A 19,505-nucleotide genomic window follows, 5' to 3' on the forward strand; every position below is an offset into this window, starting at 1 on the left:
CCTTCGGCCACGCCGTAAACGGGGCGAAGGAAGAGACTACTCCACCTTCACCAGCACCGCGCTTTCGAACTCCAGCACCTTGCCGCCGGTCGAATCAGTGGCCTCGCAGAGGAGCGCCAGCAACCGCCAGCCGGGGCGGGACGCGATGGGGCGGTGGGACAGCGCCGTGCGCGTGAAGGTGATGGTTTGCCCGGCAAAGACGGGCTTCAGCCACTTCAGGTTCTTGAATCCGGGCGAGGGGCCGAATTCGGGCACCGGGCCGTCCCAGCCTTCGGCGTCCAGGCGGCTCTCCAGGTTCAGCTTCATCCAGGTGGCGGCGGTATGCCAGCCGGAGGCGCAGAGGCCGCCGAGCACGCTCTTCTTCGCGGCCTCTTCGTCGATGTGAAAGATCTGCGGGTCGTATTTGCGGGCGAACGCCTTGATCGCCTCGGGCTCGAATCTGTGCGAGCCCAGCGTCACCGTGGTGCCGATGCGGAAGAATTCGTCGAGCGTCATGCCGCATTCCCCGCGTCGCGCGTCAGGAACATGACGGAGTTCTCGAGCTCGAAGACGCTTTCGCCGCGCTGGTTGACCAGTTCGCTGCGCATGGTCACGAAGCCGAGTTGCGGCTTCGATTTCGACAGGCGCCTGGCCAGAACCACCAGGCTGCCCCGCAGCGTATCGCCGGCGAGCACCGGCTTCTTCCATTTGACCTGATCGACTCCTGGTGCGCCCTGGCAGGTGGAGTCCAGCAGGAAGGCATCGCACAGCATGCGCATGAACATGGCGCAGGTGTGCCAGCCTGAAGCCGAGAGGCCGCCCAGGATACTCGCCTTGCCGGCCTCCTCGTCGAGATGCATCGGCTGGGCATCGAACTCGCTGGCGAACTCGATGATTTCGGCCGCGCTCACCTGTTTGGTGCCGAGATCGAACGAGATCCCCTCGACGAAGTCCTCATAGGCCCATGTCTTGCCGGTCATGGTCTGGCATCCCCGCAGAACGCGCGATCCGTATGGATCGGCAAACCCGGATGCAGGCCGCGGGCGATTTGGTCAAGCCCTTTCTGGTGAGCCAGCCGGCGCGATCGGGCCCGCGGCGGCAGTAGGGGCCAGCCGCGGCGCCTCCGATCGCCTAGCGGGCGTTCGGCAGGATCTGGTGCAGGACGATCGCCCAGACGGCGCCGAAGGCGATGGATGAGCCCAGAATGTACTGCACGATATCGGGCAGCGTCTTGACGAAATCCGGCGGTACCAGCGTGGCGAACAGCGCCATCAGGATGGGCAGGCCGATGACCAGCATGTTGCGTTCGGTCAGCGGCGTCCCGCGCACCACCCGAAAACCGTTCATGGCGATGACGACGCAAAGCACTCCGAAGACGCCGCCGATGACCGGCCCCGGGATTGAGGCGATGACCGCCGAAAGCTTGCCGATCAGCCCGAACAGCACCAGGAAGATGCCGGCCGCCCCGAAGGCGGCACGGCTGGCGATGCCGGTGATGGCGATGATGCCGGCGTTGGACGAATAGCCGGTGACCGGCGTGCTGCACAGCAGCGCGCTGATCAGACAGCCAAGGCCTTCGCCCGTGGCGCCCCGGTCGAGCTGCTCGTCCGAGAGCGGCTTGTCGATGACGGCACCGACCGCGAACCAGGTGCCGGTGGTTTCGGCCAGGACGACGATGTAGACGATCAGCATGGTCAGCGTCGCCGACCAGGAGAAGGTGACATCGAGATTGAGGAAGGCGATGCGCGGCATGGAAAACCAGGTCGCGGCGGAAACGCCCGTCATGTCGAGCTGGCCCATGAAGGCGGCGGCCACGCTGCCAGCCACAAGCGCGATGATCACGGACAGCAGGCGCAGCCATGCGCCTTTCGCGCCAAGCGCCATGCCGATCAGCATGCAGCCGACAAGCACCGCCGCGGCGACGAAGGCGAGGACGATGTTGCCGCCGACGGTGGCGGTGCCGTGGACAGCTAAGACGCTCTCCTTCAGTGCCACCGGCATCAGCGCGACGCCGACGACGATGATGATGGCGCCGCCGACGATGGACGGCACGAAGCGGTTGACGAGGCGGTGGAAGAGCTTTGTGGGCGATCCCAGAAGCATGACCAGTATGGCGCCCGGAATGAGTGCGCCGATCACGGCCGACAGGCCCGGCAGGCCGCCGCCGGCGCCAAAGGCAATCGCCAGCACCGCGCCGATCGGGACGAAGGACGGTCCCTGGACGACGGGCAGCCGCATCAGCAACTGCGACTGGATCAGGGTTGCGATGCCTGCCGCCACGAAGGCCGACTGGATGAAGGCGCCGGCGTCGCCGACGCTGAAGGCAAGCACCGACGCGATGATGAACGGCACGATATAGACGTCCATCGCTAGCACGTGCTGGAGGCCGAGCAGGGCGGCCTTGCCCAGGGGCAATGGATCGTCCGGCTGGGCGATCAAACTGATTTCTGGCGCAACGCGTTCCATGATGTCCCCTCTGGAAATTCCCGGCCGATCATGGGATCAGTCGGCGGCAAAGGACAGCGGCGGAAATGTTTGCCAACTGTTTTCTTCTAGGCCACGCATTGGCAGCCCCGCCCGCCAGCAGCACCGGAGCGACGATATGACGGCAGATCCTTTCACGCTGCTCGGCACCGCCTTCCATACGCCTGAGCGCGGCAGGCTGGAGGTGCTGGAGGAGCACCTGTTCTGCGTCGATGCACAGGGGCGCATCGCCGAGATCCTGGCGCCCGGCCACCCGGAATACACGGCCACGATAAGCGATGCCCGCCGGGCGGGCAGGCTGGTGAAACTTGGCGAGGGGCAGTTCCTGCTGCCGGGGCTCGTCGACCTGCACATCCATGCGCCGCAATGGCCGCAGATGGGCAAGGCGCTGGACGTGCCGCTCGAAGTCTGGCTGCGGAAATACACTTTCCCGCTCGAGGCCCGCTATGCGGATTTGGACTATGCCCGCGCGGTCTATGCTGATCTGGTCGACAATCTGCTCGCCAACGGCACCACCACCGCGCTCTATTTCGCCACCGTCCATGTCGAGGCGAGCGTGGCGCTCGCCGAGACATGTCTTGAGAAAGGCCAGCGTGCCCTGGTCGGCAAGGTGGTGATGGACGACCCCGAACAGTGTCCGCCCTTCTATCGCGATGCCGATGCGGCAAGCGCTGTTTCGGATACCAGGCGCTTCATCGAGGCCGTCATGTCATTGAATCCGGGCGAGAGGCCGCTTGTCCAGCCGGTGATCACGCCGCGCTTCATTCCAAGCTGCACCGACGCGGCCTTGCAGGGGCTGGGCGAACTCGCGGAAGAGTTCGGTTGCCACGTGCAGACCCATTGCTCCGAAAGCGATTGGGCAAAGCAGTTCGTGGAAGCGCGCTTCGGCCAAACGGATGCGGCAAGCCTCGATGGTTTCGGCCTGCTCACCCGTCATACGATCCTGTCGCATTCGAACTTCATCGATGGGCAGGACATGGACCTGATCAAGGAGAAGGGCGCCGGAGTCGCTCATTGCCCGCTGTCCAACGTCTACTTCGCCAATGCAGTGTTTCCGCTTCGCGAGGCGCTCGACCGGCACATGCATGTCGGGCTCGGCACCGATATTTCAGGCGGCTACAGCCCATCGCTGTTCGACGGTTGCCGGAACGCGCTGTCGGCCTCGAGAACATTGCAGAGCGGCGTGCATGCCGGCCTGCCGGCAAAGGAGCGCGGCGCGCCCGGCGAGCCGATCACGCATCAGGAAGCGTTCTGGCTGGCGACCGCGGGAGGCGCGGAAGCGCTCGACCTGCCGACAGGCAGTTTTCGCGTCGGACACGCATTCGACGCGCTGCTGATCGACACCGAAGCGAGCGCCTCGAACATCCATGTCAACGGCGCCGACGATACGTTCGACGACGTCTTTCAGAAGATCGTGCTCAATGCGGCACGGGCCAATATTGCCACTGTTTGGGTCGGAGGCCGGGCGGTGGTCGGCTGTAGCTAAGCTACGCTCACTTGTAGTGGCCTCGCCTGCGCGAATAAACATGGCCCTGTGCCGACGTCGGCAGCGCCTGCGAGCATGGAATACGACAGCCCGTTTTCGTCTTTCGCAACGGGCGCTATACGAGATCGTCAACCGAGACATTGAGGGCGGCGGCGATGCGCTTGATCGTGTCGAAGCTACCGTCGCGGGTGCCTGTCTCGATCTGCGAGAGATAGCCTGCGCTGATCTCAGTCTTTTCAGCGAGGTCGCGAGCCGAAATCCCGCGATGCTCGCGCCAGACGCGGATCTTATTCTCGCCGTCCAGGATGCGGTTGACGACGGCGACCGGAATAAGCTCCTCCTCGCCGGCAGCGATCTTTTGCTTGATCTGATCGTAGGTTTGAATGTCGGCCACGTCCTCCGCCGCTTCAACAAGGCTCTCGTAATCAGCGAGTGGCAGAATAGCCATACGGTCGCCATTCGGCGTGGTAATGATGGTGGGCTTGTTCATGTCCTCAGTCCTCGTAGATGCTACCGCGCGGTCCGATCTCCAGAATGTCCATTACCGTGCCTTCCTGATCGAAGATAATACGGTAGTCCCCGACCCTAAGCCTGAAGCCTGGCCGGCCTTTCAGCCGTTTGACATTTTTCGCCAAGCTGGCCGGTTCGGCTGCATATTGGCCGATTTTAGCAGTGATCAGCCGAGCCGTGTTGGCGGGCATCCGCGCCAGGGATTTCAGAGCGGCCCTAGTATATCTGAGCGTCAGCGGCACGACTGCATGTTAACTACAAGCTAAAATAGTGCAAGCTAGAAATTTGCGAATAGCAAATAATGGGACATGGCGTTCATCGGTCTCCACCGGGTGCTGATCGGGGTAAGGCGACTTATGGTCTTCAATACCCCCGCGAGAACTCTGCGGCAGGGATGGTGCTGTCCGACTGACGGTTGGGTCGCTCCGCCGCGACCTCCTCAGGTATTGAACTTGAACAGCATGATGTCGCCGTCCTGGACGACGTACTCCTTGCCTTCGTCGCGTGCCTTGCCGGCTTCCTTGGCCGCCACTTCGCCGCCCAGCGTGACGAAGTCGTTGTAGGCGATGGTCTGGGCGCGGATGAAGCCGCGCTCGAAATCGGTGTGGATGACGCCGGCCGCCTGCGGCGCCTTGGCGCCCTTGTGCACGGTCCAGGCGCGCGTCTCCTTCGGCCCAACGGTGAAATAGGTGATGAGCTGCAACAATTCGTAGCCGGCACGGATCACCTTGTTCAGGCCGGGCTCGTCGAGGCCGAGCGAGGACAGGAATTCCATCTCTTCCTCGTCAGAGAGCTGCGCAACCTCGGCTTCGATCGCGGCCGAAATGACGACAGTGCGGGCGCCCTGCGCTGCGGCCATCTGCTCCACGGCTCTGGTGTGCTCGTTGCCGGTGGCCGCGTCCGCCTCGGCGACGTTGCAGACGTAGAGCACGGGATGTGAGGTCAGAAGGTTCAAGCCCTGCAAAATGTGCAGATCTTCCGCCGAGATGCCGTCGAGCAGGATGCGGGTCGGCTTGCCTGCCTGCAGCAGCTCGAGCGCGGCCTCCATCATCGGCAGCACGGTCGTCGCTTCCTTGTCCTTGCTGCCGGCGCGCTTGCGGAACTGGACGATGCGGCGCTCGAGGCTGTCGAGGTCGGCGAGCATCAGCTCGGTCTCGACCGTCTCGGCGTCGGCGACGGGGTCGATGCGGCCCTCGACATGGGTGATGTCGTCATCCTCGAAGCAGCGCAGCACATGCACGATGGCGTCGACCTCGCGGATGTTGGCGAGGAACTGGTTGCCCAGGCCTTCGCCCTTGGAGGCGCCGCGCACCAGGCCGGCGATGTCGACAAAGGAGATGCGGGTCGGGATGATCTCCTTCGACTTGCCGATCGCCGCGATCTTCTGCAGGCGCGGATCGGGCACCGCCACCTCGCCGGTGTTCGGTTCGATGGTGCAGAACGGGTAGTTGGCGGCCTGCGCGGCGGCCGTCCTCGTCAGCGCGTTGAAAAGCGTCGACTTGCCGACATTGGGCAAGCCAACGATGCCGCATTTGAAACCCATTTTGTCCGGTCCTATCGGGAAAAGCGAAATTTGATGAGGCTATGGGCGATAGGGGTTGGGAACGTCAAGCCCCGTGACGCGCATGCCCCTACGCCTCAGTCCTTGTTGCCGAAGAGTTTCTTCAGCATGGCGGCCATGGGGCCGCCTTCCGGCAGCTTGGCGACGGGCTGCTGAGGGCGGGCCTGGCGGACATGACTTTGCTGTTTCGGGCTTTGCTGTTTCGGGCTCGACTGCTTCCGCGCCGGGTTTTCCGGTTCGGCGCCGGTCTTGCCCTGGACGGCAAGGGCGGCCTTGTTCATGAAACCGGATTCGTCGCCCTTGACGATCATCGCCGCATTGTCGGCAATCGCGTCGAGCAGCGGGTCGAGCCAGTCGCGGTCGGCCTTGGCGAAATCACCGAGCACATGATGCTGGACCATTTCCTTGACGCCGGGATGGCCGACGCCGATGCGCACACGGCGGTACGCATTGCCGACATGGCCGTCGATCGAGCGGATGCCGTTGTGGCCGCCGGCGCCGCCGCCGGTCTTGATGCGCAGCTTGCCTTCGGCAAGGTCGATCTCGTCATAGAAGACGGTGAGGGCGGAAAGGTCGAGCTTGTAGAAGCGCAGCGCTTCGCCGACCGACTGGCCGGACAGGTTCATGAAGGTCTGCGGCTTGATCAGGATGATCTTTTCGCCCCCGAGCGTGCCCTCGGCGATCAGGCCCTGGAACTTCTTCGACCAGGGCGAAAAGGAATGGCGGCGGGCGATAGCGTCCGCCGCCATGAAGCCGACATTGTGCCGGTTTTCAGCGTATTTCGCGCCCGGATTGCCGAGGCCTGCAAAGACAAGCGCTGTCTTTTCTGGCATCGTCGCCTCCGGGCGTGAAAAGAGTTACTTCTCTTCGGCGGCGGGAGCCGCTTCGGGAGCCGCGGCCTCAGCTGTCTCTTCCGTCTCCGGCTTCATCGCCGACGAACCGGCAACGGTCGCGATGGTGAAGTCGCGGTCGGAGATGACGGGCTTGACGCCGGCCGGCAGCTTGACCGACGAGATGTGGATCGAATCGCCAATGTCGGCGCCGGTGAGATCGACGGTGATGAATTCCGGGATCGCATTGGCCGGGCAGTGGAACTCGACTTCGTGACGCACGATGTTGAGCACGCCGCCGCGCTTGATGCCGGGTGACTTGTCTTCATTGATGAAGTGCACGGGAACATCGACGTTGACTTCGGTGTCCTTGCCGATGCGCAGGAAGTCGACATGGACAGGGAAATCCTTGACCGGGTCGAGCTGGAAGTCCTTCGGCAGGACCTGGATCTTCTTGCCGTCGACATCGATCGTGGCGATCGTGGTCAGGAACCCGCCGCCATGGATCTTGTAGTAGATGTCCTTGTAGGTGAGCGCGATCGCCAGGGGAGGCTGTCTGTCACCATAAATTACTGCAGGCACTTTACCGTTGCGGCGAACTGCACGGGCGGACCCCTTACCGACCTGTTCGCGCGCTTCGGCCTTGAGCTCGTAAGTATCGTGGCTCATGGCTTTTCCTTTCGCGTGTTATGGAGCGCCTACGGTTGGCAATGTACCAGGCCGTAAACGTCGAAAGCCGCCAGACCTCGATGTCCGAATGCCGGAAACCGCAGCGAGCGGATCTTTGTTCGGGATCACAAGGGGAAGGCAGCCTTCCGCCGCGTTGCCTCCAAGGGTGTCTACGCGGGTGGCGGCTCTATAGCGGAAGGCGGGCAGGCGTGCAAGCGGCGGTGGGAAGGCCGTTGCTACCGGTCGCCGCTCAACGCATCGCGCAACGCCTGGACCTGCCGGTTCAGCGTGTCGAGTTCGGCCAGCGTCATGCCCGAGCGTTCGACCAGGGTCTCGTTCAGGCAGTTGCACTGGACGAGCAGCTTGCGGCCGGCCGGTGTCAGGTCGACCTGTACCTGGCGCTCGTCGGTCTGGCTGCGCTGGCGGGTAACCAGGCCGGCCTGCTCCATCCGCTTCACCAGCGGCGTGACCGTGCTCGATTCCAGAGCGAGCCTGTGCGCGATCGTGCCGACAGACATGCCGTCGGCCTCGCCCAGCGCGTTGAGCACGAGATATTGCGGATAGGTGATCCCCATCTCATCCAACATCGGCTTGTAGGTGCGATTGATCGCCATGCTGGTGGCGTAGAGCGTGAAGCACAGCTGATTGTCCAGCGGGAGAGGCACGGTGAATTCCTTTGCCGATTAAGCGCTCGCATTATGTACCACGGAAAAAGATATCGCGATACATATTTCCATGGACAAGAACCCTGAGCTGGGTTAGCGATATTGATATCGCGATATTGTTTATCGCGACAGCAATAAAACGGAGATTGAGATGACTTCGCAGACCAAACCAGGCTCAGGCAGCGGCACGATCACCACCAAGGACGGCACGCAGATCTATTACAAGGACTGGGGAACCGGTCAGCCCATCGTGTTCCATCACGGCTGGCCGCTGAGCAGCGACGACTGGGATGCACAGATGCTGTTCTTCCTGGGCCAAGGCTACCGGGTCATCGCCCACGACCGCCGCGGCCACGGCCGTTCGACGCAGACGGATATCGGCAACGAGATGGACACCTATGCAGCCGATGTGGCTGAACTTGTCGCGCATCTCGATCTCAAGGACGCCATCCATGTCGGCCATTCGACGGGTGGCGGCGAGGTGGCGCGCTATGTCTCCCAGTATGGAGCGGGCGGCCGTGTCGCCAAGGCAGCGTTGCTCGGCGCGGTACCGCCGATCATGCTCAAGACCCCAGCCAATCCCGGCGGCCTGCCGATCGAGGTCTTCGACGGCTTCCGCTCCGGCGTCGCCGCCAACCGCGCGCAGCTATATCTGGATGTTCCCGCTGGCCCGTTCTACGGGTTCAACCGTCCGGGCGCCGTGGTCTCGCAGGGCATTATCGACAACTGGTACCGCCAGGGCATGATGGGCGGCACCAAGGCGCATTACGACTGCATCAAAGCCTTCTCGGAGACCGACTTCACCGAAGACCTCGAGAAGATCGACGTGCCGGTGCTGGTCATGCATGGCGACGACGACCAGATCGTGCCGATCGCCGACTCGGCGCTGCTGAGCATCAAGCTGCTCAAGAAGGGCGAGCTCAAGGTCTACAAGGGCTTTCCGCACGGCATGGCCACCACCCACGCCGATGTCATCAACGCCGACCTGCTGGCTTTCTTCAAGGCCTGAAGCCCTCCGCCTGAACAGAAAAAGGCATCCGCCATATGGCGGGTGCCTTTTGCCTGGAACAGATGATTCAAGCGGCCGCTTGCGCCTTCCGGGCTTCCTTCATGTTGGGCAGGAACACCGTCAGCAGCCCCAGGAACGGCAGGTAGGAGCAGATCTGGAAGACAAAGTCGATGCCCTTCATGTCGGCGACGACGCCAAGCACCGCGGCCGCGATGCCGCCGACGCCGAAGGCGAAGCCGAAGAAGATGCCGGCGATCGTGCCGACGCGGCCCGGCACCAGCTCCTGCGCGAAGACGACGATGTTGGAGAAGGCCGACGACAGGATGAGGCCGATCAGCACGGTCAGCACCATCGTCCATTCCATGTTGGCGTAGGGCAGCGCCAGGGTGAAGGGCAGGACACCGACGATCGAGAACCAGATCATCGCCTTTTGTCCATAGCGGTCGCCGAAGGGACCGCCGAGCAGGATGCCCAGCGCCGAAGAGCCGAGGAAGAGGAACAGCATGACCTGCGACATCTGCACCGAAACGCCGAACTTATGGATGGAATAGAAGGTGTAGTAGCTGGCCAGGCTGGCGATGTAGGCGTTCTTGGTCAGCACCAGCAAGGTCAGCACCGCCAGGGCCCACATCACCTTGCGGCGCGGGAAGGGCGACACGAAGCTTGCCGCCTTGCGATTGCCTTGCGCTGCGCGCAGGCGGCTGTACCAGCCGCCGACCTGCCACAGGATGACGATGCCGATCAGCGAGCCGACGGCGAACCAGGCGATGCTGGTCTGGCCGAAAGGCACGACGATGAAGGCGGCCAGCAAGGGACCCATGGACTGGCCGAAATTGCCGCCGACCTGGAACAGCGACTGCGCCAGGCCAAACCGGCCGCCGGATGCGAAGCGGGCGATGCGCGAGGATTCCGGATGGAAGATCGCCGAACCGATGCCGATCAGCGAGGCGCCGATCAGCAGCAGGTAGTAGTGCCCGGCATAGGCCAGCACGACCAGGCCGATCAGCGACGATGCCATGCCCCAGGGCAGCGAGTAAGGCATCGGCCGTTTGTCGGTGACCGCGCCGATGATCGGCTGCAGCAGGGATGCCGTTACCTGGAAGGTGAAGGTCAACAGCCCGATCTGCCAGAAGTCGAGGCCGTAATTGTCTTTCAGAAGCGGATAGATGGCCGATAACAGCGACTGCATGATGTCGTTGATGGAGTGGCAGAGGCTCACCGCCAGGATAACGGTGAAGGCCGTAGCCTGGGCTGACGCGTGACTGGCGGTCGCAGGCGGCGCGACGCTGGTGGCGGTCGTATCGGTCAAGATAGGCTCCGTAGTCTTTTTGGCGGGTTGTTACCGCAGGCGACGTGGCGGGCGCTTCCCGCAGGCAGCCTTATAGTCCGGTTGCCAGGCGACTTCTTTCGTGGTTTGGTCCAATAGTTTCGCAAGTGGGCCATATCGAATGCCAAAAACCAGGGAAATTTTCGGCGCCGGCCACACCGACCTCGAGCAATTGCACGGGCTGCGCTGGCAGTGGCTCGAGCAGGCGGTCGGGCCGGCGGTGGTGCTGCCGACCGAATATCCGGATGGCTACCACGTGCCGCACCACCACCACAGCCGCAGCCAGTTGCTGCATGCGCTGGTCGGCGTCGTGCTGGTGACGACGCGGCATGGGCGCTGGATGGTGCCGCCGGACCATGCGATGTGGATTCCGGCCGGCATCGAACATTCCGTCGAGATGCTCGGCGACGTCTCGATGCGCTCGGTCTATGTCATGCCGCAGGCGATCCCGGGCCTGCCGGAGGGCATGCGCGTCGTCGGCGTCACCGACCTGATGCACAGTCTTATCGTGGAATCCGAGAAGCTGCCGCAAGGCGGCGAACTGGAAGGGCGCGGTGGCCTGATCATGAACCTGCTGCTGCATGAGATCCCGCAATTGCCGGAGCGGCCGCTCGGCCTGCCGTTCCCGTCGGATCCCAAACTGGCGGCGCTCTGCCGGCGTTTCGTCGCCGCACCCTCACCGCACGCGACGATCGATGAATGGGCCGATACCGTCGGCATGAGCCGGCGCACCTTCACGCGGGCCTTCCAGCGGCAGACCGGCCTGTCGCTGTCGACATGGCGCCAGCAGGCCTGCCTGTTCGCGGCGCTGCCGAGGCTCGCCGATGGCGAGCCGATCACGCGGGTGGCGCTCGATCTCGGATATGACAGCGTGCCGGCCTTCATCACCATGTTCAAGCGCATGCTCGGCTCCTCGCCGCGCGGCTATATGCGCGGCGCGCGTGATGCCGGCGAAGGCATGCGGCGAGCCCCGGCCCGGCTGGAGGCGCCGACGCCATCGGCCTTGCCGCAGGACCAATTTGGGCCGCAGGAGTAACTTGGGCCGCAGGGGTAACCTGGGCCGCAGGGATAACTGGTTTTCAGTCGAACAGGCTCGAGACCGACTCCTCGGTCGCCGTGCGCGAAATGGCTTCGCCCATCAGGTCGGCAATCGAGATGACGCGGATGTTGGGCGCGTCGAGCACGCCTTGCGTCGGCTGGATGGAATCGGTGATCACCAGTTCCTGCAGCTTCGAGCCGCTGATGCGAGCGACCGCGCCGCCCGACAGCACGCCGTGGGTGATATAGGCGGTAACGCTGGTGGCGCCGTTGGCTAGCAGTGCGTCGGCGGCATTGCACAGCGTGCCGCCGGAATCGACGATGTCGTCGATCAAAAGGCAATCCTTGCCGGCGACCGCGCCGATGATGTTCATGACTTCCGATTCGCCGGGACGCTCACGGCGCTTATCGACGATGGCAAGTTGCGCGTCGAAACGCTTGGCAAGCGCACGCGCACGCACCACGCCGCCAATATCGGGCGACACGACGACGACATTGCCGAGTTGCTTGTACTTCGCCTTGACGTCACGGGCCATCACCGGCACCGAGAACAGATTGTCGGTGGGGATGTCGAAAAAGCCCTGGATCTGGCCGGCATGGAGATCCAGCGTCAAAACCCGGTCGACACCTGCACGGGTGATCATGTTGGCGACCAGCTTGGCAGAGATCGGCGTGCGCCCGGAAGCGCGGCGATCCTGCCTGGCATAGCCGAAATAGGGAATAACCGCCGTGATGCGCTTGGCCGACGAGCGCATGAAGGCGTCGATCATGATGAGCAGTTCCATCAGGTGATCGTTGGTCGGAAACGAGGTCGACTGCAGGATGAAGACATCCTCGCCGCGCACGTTTTCCTGGATCTCGACGAAGATTTCCTGGTCGGCGAAGCGCCTGACACTGGCCTTGCCCAGCGGGACGTTGAGATAGCGGGCGACCGCTTCGGCCAGCACCCTGTTGGAATTGCCCGCGAAGAGTTTCATGCACCGTTCCTGGTGGAGGACGGAGAGGCCTGACGGACTCTCCTGCACCTTTTAACCGGGCTTTTAGCGGCCCGCGCGGCTATTGCAAGCGCCGAGATCGTGAATCCGCCGGCTAAGCCTAAGAAAGCTGTTCGGCATCACCGGCTGGCAACACCTCAACTCGCCTTGCCGCTGAGAAAGGCCGCAAACTGGTCGATGGTCTGGTCGGCGATCGCCTGCATGGTGGCTGGCGAGACCGACTTCCAGCTGTCGGCGCCCGCGCTGTCGCGGGAACCGGTGGAAGGCGCCTTCATCTGGCCGTTGATGCGGTGCAGCCGGTTGCCGGAGGGGTCGTAGACATCCCAGACATAGATGACCGTGGTGTCCTTACCCTCCGTCATCGCCGAGAAGTAGCCCTTGAGCACATGGGTCGCGGTCTGGTCCTGGCTGCCGGCCAGCGTGATGCCGCGCTGCCTGGCGCGTGTCTGCAGTTCCGCCGTCAGCGGCGTGGCGGCTTCCACCGAAGCGCCGACGATCGGCGCGATCTGCAGCCGGGTCTTCGCCAGGATGGCGGCGGCCTGGGCCGAAGTGATGGGCGCGGGCGCGCCCGCCGTCGTGGTGGCCGTCGCGGCCGTGGATGGCGCCGGGGCGGGAACGGTGGCGGCAGCGCTGCCTTGCGTGGCCGGTGCGGGCTGCGCCGAGGCCGCCGGCGGGGTGATGGCGGAAGGTTCGAGGACGTCCTTTGCGTTGGTGCAGGCGGTCAAAGCCAATGCCACAAGCAATGACACGGTCGTCACATGCGATCGTCTCATTTGCCTTCTAACTCCTTGGCGAAGAACGCCTCCCATTATGGATTCACTGCACGATCAAGTCGAGATCATGGCGGGACAGCGGCTTCGGCTGGGATTCGGTGGTCAGGTAGGTGCGGCCAAGCGTCATCGCCGTCTCGGTCTCGGAGTCCATGATGATCATGTGGGCAAACAGCGTCATGTTCGGCGCGATCGGCTCGGGATTGCCCTGGTAGAACATCGGCATGTCCATCCAGGACGGCGTGAAGCGGGCGCCGACCGAATAGCCGCAGGCGTTCAGCCGGTGCTTGGTCAGCCCGTGCGCTTCCATGGTGCGGGCATGGGCGTCGAACACATCGCCGAAGCTGTTGCCCGGCGTCATCGCCTTTTCGACGGCCAGAAGTGCCGCGCGTGCGGCGTCGAACAGCTCCTGATGGCGCTTGGAGACCTTGCCGGTCAGCACCGTGCGCATCATCGGCGCATGGTAGTGATGGAAGACGCCGGCCCATTCGAGCGTCAGCTGGTCGTTCTTGGTGAGCTTGCGGCGGCCGGCCTTGTAGCGGCACAGCAGCGCATCGACGCCGGAGCCGATGATGAACTCGTTGGCCGGATAGTCGCCGCCGCCGGCGAAGATCGCGCCCTGCATGGCGGCCAGGATCAGCGCCTCGTCGCCGCCCTGCTTGATCAGCGGCAGGGCCGCGTCCAGCGCGTCGTCGGAGAGATTGGCTGCCTTTTCGGCCTTGGCGACCTCGGCCGGGCTCTTGAACAGGCGCAGCCGCCCGACGATGCCGGAGGCGTCGGCGATCTGGCCGAAGGTCTGCAACTGCTCGTCCAGGCGGCGGCCATTATAGGCGGTCAGGCCGTGAGTGTCGTATTCGACGCCGATGCGGGCGCCGAGCAGGTCGAGTTCGTTAAGCAGGTTGCGCAGGTCGACCGCGGGATTGGCGCCGTCGCGGTCGGTCCACAGCACGATGTTGTCGATGATCGAGGTTTGGCGCGCCTGGCGCAGATCGGCCGAGCGGGTCAGCAGCACCATCGAGCCGTCGGCCTTGACCACCAGGCACTGGAAGAAGCAGAAGCCGAACGTGTCGTAGCCGGTGAGCCAGTACATGCTTTCCTGGGCGAACAGCAGGATGGCGTCGAGCTTTTTCTCGGCCATCTCTATCATCAGCCGGTCGCGCCGCGCGTCGAATTCGGATCGTTCAAAATGCAGCGCCATTATACCTTCTCCAAAACGATTGCCGAAACCTGCCGGCCATAATCGGGCTCCCTGCGGTGCGTGGTGCGCCGGTAGGAGTAAAACAGATCTTCCTCGGCATAGGTGCAGCGGCCAAGGCCATCGGCCGTCACGCCAGCCTTGGCCAGCCGGTCGATCGTGTAGCGGTTGAGGTCGAACATGGCGTGGCCGGCATGGGCCGAAGGCGCGAAATACCGGGCATTTTCGCTGTTGGCCTCGACGAAGCGGGCGACGAATTCGGGCCCGACCTCGTAATTTGCGGGGCCGATGGAAGGGCCAAGCACGGCGACGATGTTTTCGCGCCGGGCGCCGAGGCTCTCCATGGCGGCAATGGTGTTTTCGAGCACGCCTGACAAAGCACCTTTCCAGCCGGCATGCGCGGCGCCGATGATGCGCGCGCCGGGATCCGCGAACAGAACCGGGCCGCAATCGGCGGTCGAGGCCCCGATGGCGATGCCCGGCCGATCGGTGACGATGGCGTCGGCCTTTGGCCGTTCGCGGGCAAAGGGTTCCCTGGCGACGATGACGTCGGGCGAATGGACCTGCCAGGCGGTCAGCAGATGATTTGCGGGCACGCCCATCCAGGCGGCGACACGGGCGCGGTTCTCGGTCACCAGTGCCTGGTCGTCATCCGACCCGGTGCCGATGTTGAGGCCCTGGTAGATGCCCGTGGAGACGCCGCCGATGCGGGTGAAATAGCCGTGGCGGATGCCTTGTGCCTGTGCCTTGTCCAGCAGCGGCGACCGAATGGGATCCGGTTTGGTCTGATTGAGCATGCGGGCGTTGTTGTCCGTGTGGGCGGTTTCGTCAAGGAAAAGCGGCCGGCAGTCCGGCGGCTCTTTTACCGGACGGGAGATTGGGAGGGGTAGCAACGAAAAGTCAATCCGCCGTGGTGAATGGCCTGACGGAGACGTCGCGTGGAACGACGGCGAGGACCTTGAAGAGTTCGCCCATCGCTTGCGGCCCGGCGAGCCGTTCGACGGCATCCGATATGTTGTCGCGTGCCGCCTGGCCGGCATCGGCGCCCAGCAGGCCGGCGCGCTCAAGAATGCCCATGCCGAGCAGGAAATTGCCCTGCGTCGACAGATGGGCATCGAGACCATGCGCGCGCACGATCGCTGCAAGAGCGGCGAAATCGACATGGGACGTAAGGTCTGCTTCGCCGGGATTGGCCAGCACATCTTCGTGATTGTGCCGGCGCAAGGCCTGCAGCGTGTCGCCGACGCCGGGCCGCAGATGGCCGTAGTCGAGGAATAGCCCGGCGCCGCCATGAGCCGCCATGCGCTCGGCGATCGCCGCCATCAAGGCGGTGCGGGCGGGCGCGATTTCGACGATCGCGCCTTGCGGCGCGTCGGCCGCATCCCTGGGCAGCAGCATCGGGTCGACCGAGCCGGCGCCGGCGAAGAAGCAAAGATTGTCGGCGTCGTCCAGGCCGACCATGCGCTCGCGCCACTCGGCGCCGGCACGGACGAACTGGCGGATAGGCACCGCATCGAACAATTCGTTGCCGACGATCAACAGCGGTTGATGGGGCAGGGTCTCGATCGCTTCATGCCAGTCTATCGCGAAGGGTGTCGCTCCAAGCGTCTGCTTCTGGATCTCGGCCAAGCGCGGACTGGTCTCGATCATGGCGAAGGCGGCGCCGTTGGCCAAGGCCGGATCGAGCCGCGACAAGGTGCGCAGCATGTCTTTCATCAGCGTGCCACGGCCGGGGCCGATCTCTGCGACGGTGACCGGCATCGGCCGGCCGATCGCTGCCCAAGCCTGGTAAAGCCAAACGGCGACGAGTTCGCCGAACATCTGGCTGATCTCCGGCGCGGTGATGAAGTCGCCGGCCGCGCCGAACGGCTCGCGTGTGGTGTAATAACCATCGCGCGGATCGAACAGGCACAGCGCCATGTATTCGTTGATGGGCATCGGACCGACCGCCTCGATCAGATCGACGATACGAGCCTTCAGCCGCGTCATGTCGCCTGCGGCTGCGCTTGCGTCACCGGCTTGGCCGTCGCCATCGCCCAGATGCCGGCCAGCACCATCGGCGTCGACAGGATCATGCCCATGGTCAGCCAGTTGGTGCCGAGGAGATAGCCGAGCTGCTGGTCGGGCTCGCGAAAGAACTCCACGAAAATTCGTGACAGGCCGTAGCCGCAGATGAAGGCGCCGCCGACAAAGCGCGGTGTCTTCAGCTTGAGGCGCGAATGGGTAAGGACGCGCAGCACGACAAACAGCACCAGCCCTTCGAGCAAGGCCTCGTAGAGCTGGCTCGGATGGCGGGTGAACGGACCGCCGTTGGGGAATTCGATCGCCCAGGGCACATCGGTGGGCCGCCCCCAGAGCTCGGAATTAATGAAGTTGGCGACGCGCACGAGACCGAGACCGACCGGCACGCCAGCTGCCACGACATCGAACAGCGACCAGGTGCGGATGCCGCGCTTCATGGAAAACAGCGTCATGGCGAGGATGACGCCGAGCAGGCCGCCATGGAAGGACATGCCGCCTTGCCAGACAGCGAAGATGTCGAGCGGATGGGCGATGTAGCGCGCCAGGTCGTAGAACAGGACATAGCCGGTGCGGCCGCCCAGAACCACGCCAATGGCCGCCCAGACGATGAAATCGTCGAGGTCCTCAGGCTTCATCGGCAAGACGCCGTCGGGCCAGAGTTTAGGATTGGCGGCGAGCCGCTTGGCATACCACCAGGCAAACAGGATGCCGACGATGTAACCGATGCCGTACCAGTGCACCGCCAGCGGCCCGATCTGGACGAGGATCGGATTGATATTGGGAAAAGGCAGCGAAGCCAACGGCAGCAGGAAATATTCGTTCAACGGGGAGCTCTCGGTTGCGATCGGCGCGGACCATGCGGCAGGGTTTTGGCAGGGTCAAGGCAAGGTCACGGGGGTCAATGGTCCGGGAACAGATTCGGGTCCGGGAACAGATTCGCTTCCAGCTCCGTCGCCGGGGTGGCCGTGCTTACCCCCTGGGCTTGGCGGCCACCACTTCGCGCAAGGCGTCGTTGATCCTGTCCTGCCAGCCGGGACCATCTTCCTGGAAATGATCGAGCACGGCCCGGTCGATCCTGATCGAGACCAGCTCGCGGACATTCGGTGCGGTGGAGGGTTCGCGAGGCGGGGCCGCTGCCGGTTTCTTGACCGGCTTGAAAACAGCTTCGGCGGCTTCCATCGGATTTGTCGGTCTGCGCGGGGGCGTTGCCATTGGTTATCCTGATTGAAACGTGCGTGAAGGGAGACGAGGGCGTTACAATAGGCGACTTGCCACCATCAAGTACAGCTTCGGAGCCGTTCGAGAGGCTCCTGCAGGACCCGCGCCCATCATGCGGGCCGTGCGCCATAGCAGCGCGGAGGCCGCATCGGGTCCCAACGTTCTTGCATTCCTGGCGCCACGTCACTAATTCAAATCAAGCAAGCGAGGATTTGCCATGTCGACCGGACCGAACCGCATTCTCGATGAATTCGCCAAGCTGATGACCGATGCGGCCGGTGCCGCTCAAGGTGTGCGGCGTGAGGTGGAGACGGCCTTCAAGGGCCAGGCGGAACGCATCCTCAACTCCATGGATGTCGTGCAGCGCGAGGAGTTCGAGGCCGCGCGCGAGATGGCCGCCAAGGCGAGGGAAGAAAACGGCAGGCTCGCCTCGCGCATCGCGACGCTCGAGGCCAGGATCGCCGAGCTGACCGGTCAGGCCACACCTGCGGCGCCGGCGAAGCCCAAGCCGAAAAAATAATTCGTTAAACTTTTCCACAAAGCACCAGCCTGAAAATCGCTTTGCCGTGAATCGCTTACCGGCATTGCGTGACTCTTTGTGACAGGCACCTTTCCACATGCGAATGACGCAGTGCGAAAAATTGGGCTGTTCACGCGACTCCCGATCAATAGACTGAATTTGTTGCATGATTCGGAGCAGGGTCATGCAACCGGGCGGTGGGGTTCGGTCTGGGGTCTTTGCGTTGATAAGTCCCGGCCGTCCGAGTTCTAGACAAGATTGTTCGTCGTGTGTGCCCCGCGGAGCGTGTGGCGCTCCCCCTGAACACAGGAAGCATTCCATGGAACTTCTCGAACTCGAATTTTCCCGCGAAATCCATCCGGTGGATGTGATTGAGCAGGTGGCCCACAACAATGACTGGTCCTTCGAACGGGCCGGCGATGACGAAATCTCGATCTCGGTTGCCGGCAGCTGGACCGACTATCACGTCTCCTTCTCGTGGATGGAGGATTTCGAGGCGCTGCACCTTGCCTGCGCCTTCGACATCAAGGTGCCGGAAACCCGCACGCTGGAAGTTATGCGGCTGTTGTCGCTGATCAACGAACAGATGCTGTTCGGCCATTTCGACCTCTGGGAGCAGGAAGGCGCGATCATGTTCCGCCAGTCGCTGCTGCTCGCTGGCGGGGTCGAACCCTCGAGCCAGCAGGTCGAGGTGCTTTTGTCCTCGGCGCTGGAAGCCTGCGAATGCTATTTCCAGGCTTTCCAGTTCGTCGTCTGGTCGGGAACCTCGGCCAAGGACGCGCTGGCCGGCGTGCTGTTCGAGACCTTCGGCAACGCCTGAGCAGAAGCGTTCGACATGGGTTCAAACAACGAGCGCAAGCCTGAAATCAGCTTCGCCGATTTCGATCGTGTCGACATCCGTGCCGGCACGATCGTCGAGGCCGAACCGTTTCCGGAGGCGCGCAAGCCGGCCTTCAAGCTGAAGATCGATTTCGGAACCGAGATCGGAGTGAAGAAGTCCTCGGCGCAGATCACCAAATATTATACGCCCGAGACCTTGATCGGCCGCCAGGTGTTCGCGGTGGTCAATTTCCCGCCGCGCCAGATCGGCCCGTTCATGTCGGAAGTGCTGACGCTCGGCTTTCCCGATGAAGAGGGCGCCGTGGTGTTGGGCGCTATCGAACGCAAGGTGCCGGATGGCGGCAGGCTGTTCTAGGCTTTCCGAGGTCAAACAGAATACCGCCTCGT

The 19,505-nt window shown here is 63.5% G+C and carries 23 protein-coding genes; 6 read left to right on the forward strand and 17 right to left on the reverse strand.

Annotation, left to right across the window (positions count from 1 at the left end):
* Positions 1 to 36: 36 nt before the first annotated feature.
* From FJW04_RS09080 to FJW04_RS09090, 3 genes are all read right to left on the reverse strand, one after another.
* Positions 37 to 495, reverse strand: a complete 459-nt coding sequence (locus FJW04_RS09080) for a MaoC family dehydratase (protein WP_015316078.1) — start codon at positions 493 to 495, stop codon at positions 37 to 39.
* The gene (locus tag FJW04_RS09085; RefSeq protein WP_140617690.1) at positions 492 to 959 is read right to left on the reverse strand and encodes a MaoC family dehydratase; all 468 of its coding nucleotides are present in this window, start codon (positions 957 to 959) and stop codon (positions 492 to 494) included. The genes FJW04_RS09080 and FJW04_RS09085 overlap by 4 nt, the downstream gene beginning before the upstream one ends.
* A 151-nt stretch (positions 960 to 1,110) precedes the next feature.
* Complete coding sequence (locus FJW04_RS09090; RefSeq protein WP_140713627.1) at positions 1,111 to 2,445, reverse strand: solute carrier family 23 protein; 1,335 nt, start codon at positions 2,443 to 2,445, stop codon at positions 1,111 to 1,113.
* Positions 2,446 to 2,581: 136 nt separating this feature from the next.
* On the opposite strand from FJW04_RS09090, the gene guaD reads away from it, so the two are divergent.
* A complete protein-coding gene (guaD, locus tag FJW04_RS09095) occupies positions 2,582 to 3,949 on the forward strand; it encodes a guanine deaminase (RefSeq protein WP_140713629.1) in 1,368 nt (455 codons plus the stop codon).
* Between the two features lie 115 nt (positions 3,950 to 4,064).
* Here the strand turns inward: guaD and FJW04_RS09100 are convergent, their stop codons facing one another.
* The 6 genes from FJW04_RS09100 to FJW04_RS09125 all read right to left on the reverse strand — a co-directional run bounded on the left by FJW04_RS09100 (position 4,065) and on the right by FJW04_RS09125 (position 8,184).
* Positions 4,065 to 4,439: a helix-turn-helix transcriptional regulator gene (locus FJW04_RS09100; RefSeq protein WP_140713631.1), complete on the reverse strand. Its 375-nt coding sequence runs from the start codon at positions 4,437 to 4,439 to the stop codon at positions 4,065 to 4,067.
* Positions 4,440 to 4,443: 4 nt separating this feature from the next.
* A complete protein-coding gene (locus FJW04_RS09105; RefSeq protein ID WP_224529458.1) occupies positions 4,444 to 4,701 on the reverse strand; it encodes a type II toxin-antitoxin system RelE/ParE family toxin in 258 nt (85 codons plus the stop codon).
* A gap of 197 nt (positions 4,702 to 4,898) precedes the next feature.
* Positions 4,899 to 6,002: a redox-regulated ATPase YchF gene (ychF, locus tag FJW04_RS09110; protein ID WP_015316083.1), complete on the reverse strand. Its 1,104-nt coding sequence runs from the start codon at positions 6,000 to 6,002 to the stop codon at positions 4,899 to 4,901.
* 95 nt (positions 6,003 to 6,097) lie between these two features.
* A complete protein-coding gene (gene pth / locus FJW04_RS09115; RefSeq protein ID WP_140713633.1) occupies positions 6,098 to 6,853 on the reverse strand; it encodes an aminoacyl-tRNA hydrolase in 756 nt (251 codons plus the stop codon).
* A gap of 24 nt (positions 6,854 to 6,877) precedes the next feature.
* Positions 6,878 to 7,519: a 50S ribosomal protein L25/general stress protein Ctc gene (locus tag FJW04_RS09120; protein ID WP_015316085.1), complete on the reverse strand. Its 642-nt coding sequence runs from the start codon at positions 7,517 to 7,519 to the stop codon at positions 6,878 to 6,880.
* A 236-nt stretch (positions 7,520 to 7,755) separates the two neighbouring features.
* Positions 7,756 to 8,184: a MarR family transcriptional regulator gene (locus FJW04_RS09125; RefSeq protein ID WP_015316086.1), complete on the reverse strand. Its 429-nt coding sequence runs from the start codon at positions 8,182 to 8,184 to the stop codon at positions 7,756 to 7,758.
* A gap of 151 nt (positions 8,185 to 8,335) precedes the next feature.
* On the opposite strand from FJW04_RS09125, the gene FJW04_RS09130 reads away from it, so the two are divergent.
* A complete protein-coding gene (locus tag FJW04_RS09130; protein WP_015316087.1) occupies positions 8,336 to 9,193 on the forward strand; it encodes an alpha/beta hydrolase in 858 nt (285 codons plus the stop codon).
* A 67-nt stretch (positions 9,194 to 9,260) separates the two neighbouring features.
* Here the strand turns inward: FJW04_RS09130 and FJW04_RS09135 are convergent, their stop codons facing one another.
* Positions 9,261 to 10,502, reverse strand: a complete 1,242-nt coding sequence (locus FJW04_RS09135; protein ID WP_015316088.1) for an MFS transporter — start codon at positions 10,500 to 10,502, stop codon at positions 9,261 to 9,263.
* Positions 10,503 to 10,641: 139 nt separating this feature from the next.
* Between FJW04_RS09135 and FJW04_RS09140 the strand changes: the two genes are divergently transcribed.
* Positions 10,642 to 11,556 carry a helix-turn-helix transcriptional regulator gene (locus FJW04_RS09140; protein WP_140713635.1) on the forward strand — a complete coding sequence of 305 codons (915 nt, stop codon included), beginning with the start codon at positions 10,642 to 10,644 and terminating at the stop codon, positions 11,554 to 11,556.
* 43 nt (positions 11,557 to 11,599) lie between these two features.
* Here FJW04_RS09140 and FJW04_RS09145 read toward each other — a convergent pair whose 3' ends face one another.
* From FJW04_RS09145 to FJW04_RS09175, 7 genes are all read right to left on the reverse strand, one after another.
* Positions 11,600 to 12,535 (reverse strand): ribose-phosphate pyrophosphokinase, encoded by a 936-nt coding sequence (locus FJW04_RS09145; RefSeq protein ID WP_015316090.1) that lies wholly within the window; start codon positions 12,533 to 12,535, stop codon positions 11,600 to 11,602.
* 155 nt (positions 12,536 to 12,690) lie between these two features.
* Positions 12,691 to 13,326, reverse strand: a complete 636-nt coding sequence (locus FJW04_RS09150; RefSeq protein WP_015316091.1) for a hypothetical protein — start codon at positions 13,324 to 13,326, stop codon at positions 12,691 to 12,693.
* Positions 13,327 to 13,369: 43 nt separating this feature from the next.
* Positions 13,370 to 14,521 carry a Xaa-Pro peptidase family protein gene (locus FJW04_RS09155; RefSeq protein WP_015316092.1) on the reverse strand — a complete coding sequence of 384 codons (1,152 nt, stop codon included), beginning with the start codon at positions 14,519 to 14,521 and terminating at the stop codon, positions 13,370 to 13,372.
* Entirely contained in the window at positions 14,521 to 15,315 is a 795-nt protein-coding gene (gene pgeF, locus FJW04_RS09160; RefSeq protein ID WP_140713638.1) for a peptidoglycan editing factor PgeF, read from the reverse strand. The genes FJW04_RS09155 and pgeF overlap by 1 nt, the downstream gene beginning before the upstream one ends.
* A 103-nt stretch (positions 15,316 to 15,418) precedes the next feature.
* Complete coding sequence (locus tag FJW04_RS09165) at positions 15,419 to 16,507, reverse strand: class I SAM-dependent methyltransferase (RefSeq protein ID WP_140713640.1); 1,089 nt, start codon at positions 16,505 to 16,507, stop codon at positions 15,419 to 15,421.
* Entirely contained in the window at positions 16,504 to 17,364 is an 861-nt protein-coding gene (lgt, locus tag FJW04_RS09170) for a prolipoprotein diacylglyceryl transferase (RefSeq protein WP_140713642.1), read from the reverse strand. The genes FJW04_RS09165 and lgt overlap by 4 nt, the downstream gene beginning before the upstream one ends.
* A 145-nt stretch (positions 17,365 to 17,509) precedes the next feature.
* A complete protein-coding gene (locus FJW04_RS09175) occupies positions 17,510 to 17,752 on the reverse strand; it encodes a BrnA antitoxin family protein (protein WP_140617702.1) in 243 nt (80 codons plus the stop codon).
* A gap of 223 nt (positions 17,753 to 17,975) precedes the next feature.
* On the opposite strand from FJW04_RS09175, the gene FJW04_RS09180 reads away from it, so the two are divergent.
* From FJW04_RS09180 to FJW04_RS09190, 3 genes are all read left to right on the forward strand, one after another.
* Complete coding sequence (locus FJW04_RS09180; RefSeq protein WP_140713644.1) at positions 17,976 to 18,278, forward strand: accessory factor UbiK family protein; 303 nt, start codon at positions 17,976 to 17,978, stop codon at positions 18,276 to 18,278.
* A 319-nt stretch (positions 18,279 to 18,597) separates the two neighbouring features.
* Positions 18,598 to 19,098 carry a YbjN domain-containing protein gene (locus tag FJW04_RS09185; RefSeq protein ID WP_027143347.1) on the forward strand — a complete coding sequence of 167 codons (501 nt, stop codon included), beginning with the start codon at positions 18,598 to 18,600 and terminating at the stop codon, positions 19,096 to 19,098.
* A gap of 15 nt (positions 19,099 to 19,113) precedes the next feature.
* Complete coding sequence (locus FJW04_RS09190; RefSeq protein WP_140664836.1) at positions 19,114 to 19,473, forward strand: tRNA-binding protein; 360 nt, start codon at positions 19,114 to 19,116, stop codon at positions 19,471 to 19,473.
* The last annotated feature ends 32 nt before the right edge of the window (positions 19,474 to 19,505 follow it).

The sequence above is a fragment of the Mesorhizobium sp. B2-7-3 genome (assembly GCF_006440715.1).
GTDB classification, from domain to species: domain Bacteria; phylum Pseudomonadota; class Alphaproteobacteria; order Rhizobiales; family Rhizobiaceae; genus Mesorhizobium; species Mesorhizobium australicum.